The sequence below is a fragment of the Burkholderia sp. AU4i genome (assembly GCF_000466765.1).
Classification (GTDB): Bacteria; Pseudomonadota; Gammaproteobacteria; order Burkholderiales; family Burkholderiaceae; genus Burkholderia; species Burkholderia cepacia.
The window spans coordinates 1-5,339 of the sequence record NZ_ASSI01000146.1 but is presented as its reverse complement, the minus strand read 5'-3'; the positions used below and the strand labels follow the sequence as shown (position 1 = coordinate 5,339).

Annotated in this window: 8 protein-coding genes; 6 read left to right on the top strand and 2 right to left on the bottom strand. The window is 60.7% G+C overall.

Annotated features, from left to right (window positions below):
• Positions 1-283: transposase (locus L810_RS29795; RefSeq protein WP_063625756.1), on the bottom strand; the 283-nt coding region annotated here is incomplete at its 3' end.
• A gap of 196 nt (positions 284-479) precedes the next feature.
• Here L810_RS29795 and L810_RS29790 point away from each other — a divergent pair.
• Genes L810_RS29790 through L810_RS29765 form a run of 6 tightly spaced genes read left to right on the top strand, consistent with a single transcriptional unit; the run spans position 480 to position 4,985 of the window.
• The gene (locus L810_RS29790) at positions 480-1,262 is read left to right on the top strand and encodes a COG4705 family protein (protein ID WP_005797951.1); all 783 of its coding nucleotides are present in this window, start codon (positions 480-482) and stop codon (positions 1,260-1,262) included.
• 29 nt (positions 1,263-1,291) lie between these two features.
• Entirely contained in the window at positions 1,292-1,741 is a 450-nt protein-coding gene (locus tag L810_RS29785; protein ID WP_011875624.1) for a hypothetical protein, read from the top strand.
• Between the two features lie 9 nt (positions 1,742-1,750).
• Positions 1,751-2,509, top strand: coding sequence for a COG4705 family protein (locus L810_RS29780; protein WP_011875625.1), 759 nt, complete (start codon positions 1,751-1,753; stop codon positions 2,507-2,509).
• Between the two features lie 22 nt (positions 2,510-2,531).
• A complete protein-coding gene (locus tag L810_RS29775; RefSeq protein ID WP_011875626.1) occupies positions 2,532-3,197 on the top strand; it encodes a response regulator transcription factor in 666 nt (221 codons plus the stop codon).
• Positions 3,173-4,525, top strand: a complete 1,353-nt coding sequence (locus L810_RS29770; protein WP_011875627.1) for a sensor histidine kinase — start codon at positions 3,173-3,175, stop codon at positions 4,523-4,525. The genes L810_RS29775 and L810_RS29770 overlap by 25 nt, the downstream gene beginning before the upstream one ends.
• 28 nt (positions 4,526-4,553) lie before the next feature.
• Positions 4,554-4,985 carry an EamA family transporter gene (locus L810_RS29765; protein ID WP_021161961.1) on the top strand — a complete coding sequence of 144 codons (432 nt, stop codon included), beginning with the start codon at positions 4,554-4,556 and terminating at the stop codon, positions 4,983-4,985.
• Between the two features lie 66 nt (positions 4,986-5,051).
• Here L810_RS29765 and L810_RS29760 read toward each other — a convergent pair.
• On the bottom strand, positions 5,052-5,339 hold a 288-nt coding region (locus tag L810_RS29760), incomplete at its 5' end, for a helix-turn-helix domain-containing protein (protein WP_042976719.1).

Here is a 5,339-nt window from a genome sequence, read left to right as displayed (position 1 = left end):
CGACCTCCAGCGTCTTCTTCCCGAGTAGCCGTTGCAGTTCCTTGATTTCCTTGATGGCGGCGGCCAGCTCAGATGCCGGCACAACGGTTTCGCCTGCCTTCACCGCCGCCAGACTGCCTTCCTGGTATTGCTTGCGCCAGCCAAACACTTGGTTGGCGTTGACGCCGTGCCGACGTGCAACGGCCGACACCGACGCTCCCGGCTCCAATGTTTCCTGCACGATGGCGATTTTTTCTTGCGCCGTGCGCCGCCGACGGCGCTCCGGCTCGGTCAGAATTTCGATGCTTTCCACGTAATGACTAGGCTTACTGATAGGCACAAGACTATCCCTTATTTTAAGAGAGTCCTCGTGTCCTCAGATACGTGGGGCCGCTCCAGGTTGATCGCGCTTGGATGGGTGCGCGAGTGAGCCTATGGGCGGGCTAAGTCAGCATGTTCAAACTGCTGGCAAACCATTTCACCCCCGGCAGGAGAACACCATGAACAAATTGCCCACGAGCAGCACCACTGGCTGGCTCAATAAAGTCCCGGAAGTCGCGCTGTCGTTCTGGATCATCAAGATCATGTCCACCACGGTGGGCGAGACGGGAGCCGATTTCCTGGCGGTCAACGCAGGGTGGGGGCAAGGCGTGACTCGAACCGTCATGGCTGCCCTGTTGGCGGCCGCCTTGTTCATGCAGTTGCGCACCCGACGCTATACCCCTTGGATTTACTGGCTGACGGTGGTACTGGTCAGCGTGGTCGGCACCCAGATCACCGATCTGCTGACCGATGGCCTTGGCGTCAGCCTGTACATCAGCACCTCGGCGTTCGCCGTTGCGCTCGCCGCGATCTTCTTCGTCTGGTATCGGATCGAGCGCACCCTGTCCATTCACGACATTGTGACGCGCAGCCGGGAGCTGTTCTATTGGGCTGCCATCCTCTGCACGTTCGCGCTGGGCACGGCTGCTGGCGATTTGGCGACCGAGGCATTGGGCTTGGGCTTTACCTGGGGCGCGGTGGCGTTCGGTGTGCTGATTGGCATCACCTATACCGCCTGGCGCATGGGCGGCAACGCCGTTCTGACCTTCTGGATCGCCTACATATTGACCCGCCCCTTCGGGGCCGCACTCGGCGACTTGCTGACTCAGGCCAAGACCTATGGCGGCCTTGGCATGGGTGCCATGTGGACAAGCGCCTTGTTCCTCACGGTGATCGTCATGCTGGTGGCCGTCGCGCAGATCGGCATGAATGGACGCCGCTCGGCCCAGCTCGTCGAATAACCATCTTCGCTCTACACAAGGAGAAAAACATGCTCATAAAGCACTCAATCGCTCGCCCTGTTGCCGCCATTTCGGCCGCCGTGCTCTTGGCCCTCGCGGCTGGTTGTTCCAAATCTGCCGATCAGAACAACGCAAGCACAGCATCAACTACACCGGCCCAGACTGTCTCGGCCTCGCAAGGCAAAACTGCCTCCAAGCTGGGCGACCTGTCGGCCTTCCGCAGCATCGCCACCGATGTCGCCGCCACTGTTGACAAGGGCGATCTGCCTGCTGCCAAGTCACGCATCAAGGACTTGGAAGTCGCATGGGACTCGGCCGAAGCCGGACTCAAACCGCGCGCGGCAGATGACTGGCATCTGCTCGACAAGGCCATCGACAAGTCGCTTGCGGCGCTTCGCGCAGACACGCCAAGCCAGGCTGACTGCAAGGCTGCGATGGATGCCCTGCTGAAAACCTTTAACACGCTCGAAGGAAAGTGAGCGCGCCCCATGAAAACATCCACTGAACACGCTTTGGCCAAGGTGCCCGAAGTTACGCTGGGCTTCTGGCTCATCAAGATTGCCGCCACGACGCTCGGTGAAACTGGCGGTGATGCGGTTTCGATGTCCATGAACCTGGGCTATTTGGTCGGTACAGCCATCTTCGCGGCGATCTTCCTGGCTGCCGTGGTCGCGCAGGTCAAGGCCAAGGACTTCCACCCCTTCCTGTACTGGACGACCATCATCGCGACAACCACGGTCGGCACGACGCTGGCCGATTTCGCGGACCGATCGCTCGGAATCGGGTACGCTGGCGGTTCGAGCTTGCTGCTGGCCTTGCTGCTTGGCTCTCTCTTCGTCTGGCATCGCACCCTTGGCTCCGTGTCGGTAAGCACGGTCAGCTCGCCCAAGGCGGAAGCCTTTTACTGGTTGACGATTATGTTCTCCCAGACGCTGGGCACCGCGCTGGGCGACTGGACGGCTGATACGGCGGGCCTGGGATACACGGGTGCGGCCGTCGTGTTCGGCGGGCTGCTCGCGCTGGTCGTGGCAGCCTACTACTGGACGAGCGTGTCCCGCACGCTGCTGTTCTGGGCGGCGTTCATCCTGACGCGTCCGCTAGGTGCCGTGGTCGGCGATTTTCTGGACAAGCCGGTGAGCGCGGGCGGCTTGGCGCTGAGCCGCTATTCAGCGTCGGCCGCGCTGCTCACCTTCATAGTGGTGGCAATCCTGCTGTTCAGGCAGCGAGCCGCCAGGACGGCGCATTGAACAACAATTGAAGGGAGGGTGAGTGCGGGTATTGCTGGTCGAAGACGATCCCATGATCGGTGACGCGATCCAGGGCGCATTGAAGGATGCGTCCTACGCCGCCGACTGGGTGAAGGATGGGCAGACGGCGCTCACCACGCTGGGCTGCCAGCACTACGACCTGGTGCTACTCGACCTCGGTCTGCCCGGCAAGGATGGGCTGGAGGTGCTGGCCAGCATCCGAGCCAAGGACAACCCGATTCCCCTGCTCATCATCACGGCTCGCGATGGTCTGGATGACCGTCTGCGCGGCCTGGATGGCGGGGCCGACGACTACGTGTCCAAGCCCTTTCAGATGGCGGAACTACTGGCCCGGATGCGCGCCGTCCTGAGGCGCAAAGGTGGCACGGCAGCACCAGTGCTCAGCAACGGCGTGGTGACGCTCGACCCGGCCACCAAAGAGGCTTGTGCCAATGATGGCCCCCAAGTGCAACTGTCCAACCGCGAGTTCTCGCTACTGCAAGCCTTGCTGGTTCGGCCTGGTGCCATCCTTTCGCGCAGCGAACTGGAGGATCGCATCTATGGCTGGGGGGAAGAGGTCGAAAGCAATGCCGTCGAATATCTGATCCACGCACTGCGGCGCAAGCTCGGTGGCGAGGTCATCAAGAACGTCAGGGGGGTCGGATGGATGGTCTCAAAAGGCGCTTGAACGAATCGGTGCAGCTCAAGCTGTCCTTCACCTTGTCGCTGGCCATCCTCGTGGTGGCCGTTGTGGCGGGCGTCTTCTCGTTCCTGTCCGCCTTCGATGAAGCCCACGAACTACAGGACGATGTATTGCGCCAGGTGGCGCAGCTCATGGATCGTCAGCGCTTGTTGCCTGCCGTGCCAACCACCGATATCCGTCTCAAGGATGTCGATGAAGAGTCGCGCGTGATCGTCCAGCGCTTGGGTGAGGTCAGTCCCTCTACGGTAGGCGTGGACGCAGGAGGCGTGCTCCCGCTCCCGGCGACCTTGGCAGATGGATTGCACACGCTGGAAGTTGGTGGCGAGACGTTTCGCGTGCTGGTCAAGACCACAGCGAGCGGCGAACGCATTGCTGTGGCTCAGGAGTCCGGCTTCCGCAATGAAATTGCCCGCGACGGGGCACTGCGCACGGTGATGCCTTTCTTGATTCTCGTGCCGGTGCTGCTGTTGATCGTTGCTGACCTGGTGCGCAAGATGTTCCAGCCCATCGCGGCGCTGTCCAAGGAAATAGACCAGCGGGCAGAGCAGGAACTGCATCCCGTCGAAGACCGCCACCTTCCGGTCGAGGTACGTCCGTTTGCCGTGGCGATCAATCGCCTGCTCGCTCGTGTCGGCCAGTCGATGGAATCTCAGCGCCGCTTTGTCGCGGATGCCGCGCACGAGCTACGTTCGCCGCTGACAGCCATGTCGCTGCAAGCAGAACGGCTCGCGGAAGCGGAAATGTCCAGCGTGGCGCGCGAACGGCTGACGGTTTTGCGCCAAGGGATCGAGCGCGGCCGCAGCCTGCTCGATCAACTCTTGACCTTGGCCAAGGCGCAGTCGGCCACCGACCTGCCGAAGTCGCCTGTATCTGTCCAGAGCATCTACCGCCGCGTGCTGGAAGACCTGATGCCGCTGGCCGAGGCCAAGCACATCGACATTGGTGTCGAAGGCACGCTGGACGCCGAAGTGTGGGCAAGCGAGCTGGACATGATCGCTGTGGTCAAGAACCTGGTCGATAACGCCATCCGCTACACGCCAGAGGGAGGGCGTGTTGATCTTTCTGTGGGTGTTTCGGAAGGGAAGGTCGTACTACGTATTCAGGACAGTGGGCCTGGCATTCCGTTGGCTGAACGGGATCGAGTGTTTGATCCCTTCTACCGCACGCTGGGGAGCGAGCAGATCGGCTCGGGTCTGGGACTATCCATTGTCCAGACGATTGCCAATCGCATCGGTGCTGAAATCCGCCTCGACTTCTCAGACCAAGAGAAGCAAACTGGCTTAAATGTTGCCGTTATCGCTCCCATGCGGTAGGGGTTTGAGAAACGCGGAGGCAGGCTAAATGATTAATTCGGCGGGGTGGTTTTATTGGGCTTTGCTGTCCGCTATCTTTGCAGCACTGACGGCTATTTTTGCCAAGGTTGGCATTCAGGGAGTTGATTCCGATCTGGCCACCTTGATCCGCACGGCCATCATCATCGTCGTCCTGTCGGCGTTTGTTGCGTACACGGGGAAATGGGCCAACCCCTTGGAGTTATCACCCAAGACATGGCTTTTCCTCGGGCTGTCCGGCTTGGCAACAGGGGCATCGTGGGTCTGCTACTTCCGCGCACTCAAGATTGGCGATGCATCCAAGGTTGCGCCAGTGGATAAACTCAGTCTTGTCCTGGTGGCGGTATTTGCTTTCGCCTTTTTGGGCGAACGCCCGTCACTGAGGGAGTGGTCCGGCATTTCGATGGTCGCCGGAGGCGTTCTGTTATTGGCGTTCAAGTGATAACAGGTAGCACATACTGACTCAACCAGTCGTCACGATTCGTCTACAGTAACCGCTGTCCTGCCATCAAACTTGACTGAGCAGTTTCTCGCCATCAAGGCGCAACTCGCCCTTCGGCGAAATGTGCCGATACAAGGTCTGCCGTGTGATGCCCAGTTCCTGACATAGATCGCCGACCTTGGTTTCGGGCTGCCCCATAGCGGCCATCGCCAGCCGCAACTTGGCGGCAGTCATCTTGAAGGGCCGGCCGCCCTTTCTACCGCGCGCCCTCGCCGAAGCCAATCCTGCAATCGTGCGCTCGGCAATCAGTTCGCGCTCGAACTCGGCCAACGGTAAGCACCCGGTCACGACCGT

Excerpts from the sequence above, each read along its gene's own strand:
- L810_RS29790 (WP_005797951.1), top strand. The coding sequence starts at position 480 with ATGAACAAATTGCCCACGAGCAGCACCACTGGCTGGCTCAATAAAGTC.
- L810_RS29785 (WP_011875624.1), top strand. The coding sequence starts at position 1,292 with ATGCTCATAAAGCACTCAATCGCTCGCCCTGTTGCCGCCATTTCGGCC.
- L810_RS29780 (WP_011875625.1), top strand. The coding sequence starts at position 1,751 with ATGAAAACATCCACTGAACACGCTTTGGCCAAGGTGCCCGAAGTTACG.
- L810_RS29770 (WP_011875627.1), top strand. The coding sequence starts at position 3,173 with ATGGATGGTCTCAAAAGGCGCTTGAACGAATCGGTGCAGCTCAAGCTG.
- L810_RS29765 (WP_021161961.1), top strand. The coding sequence starts at position 4,554 with ATGATTAATTCGGCGGGGTGGTTTTATTGGGCTTTGCTGTCCGCTATC.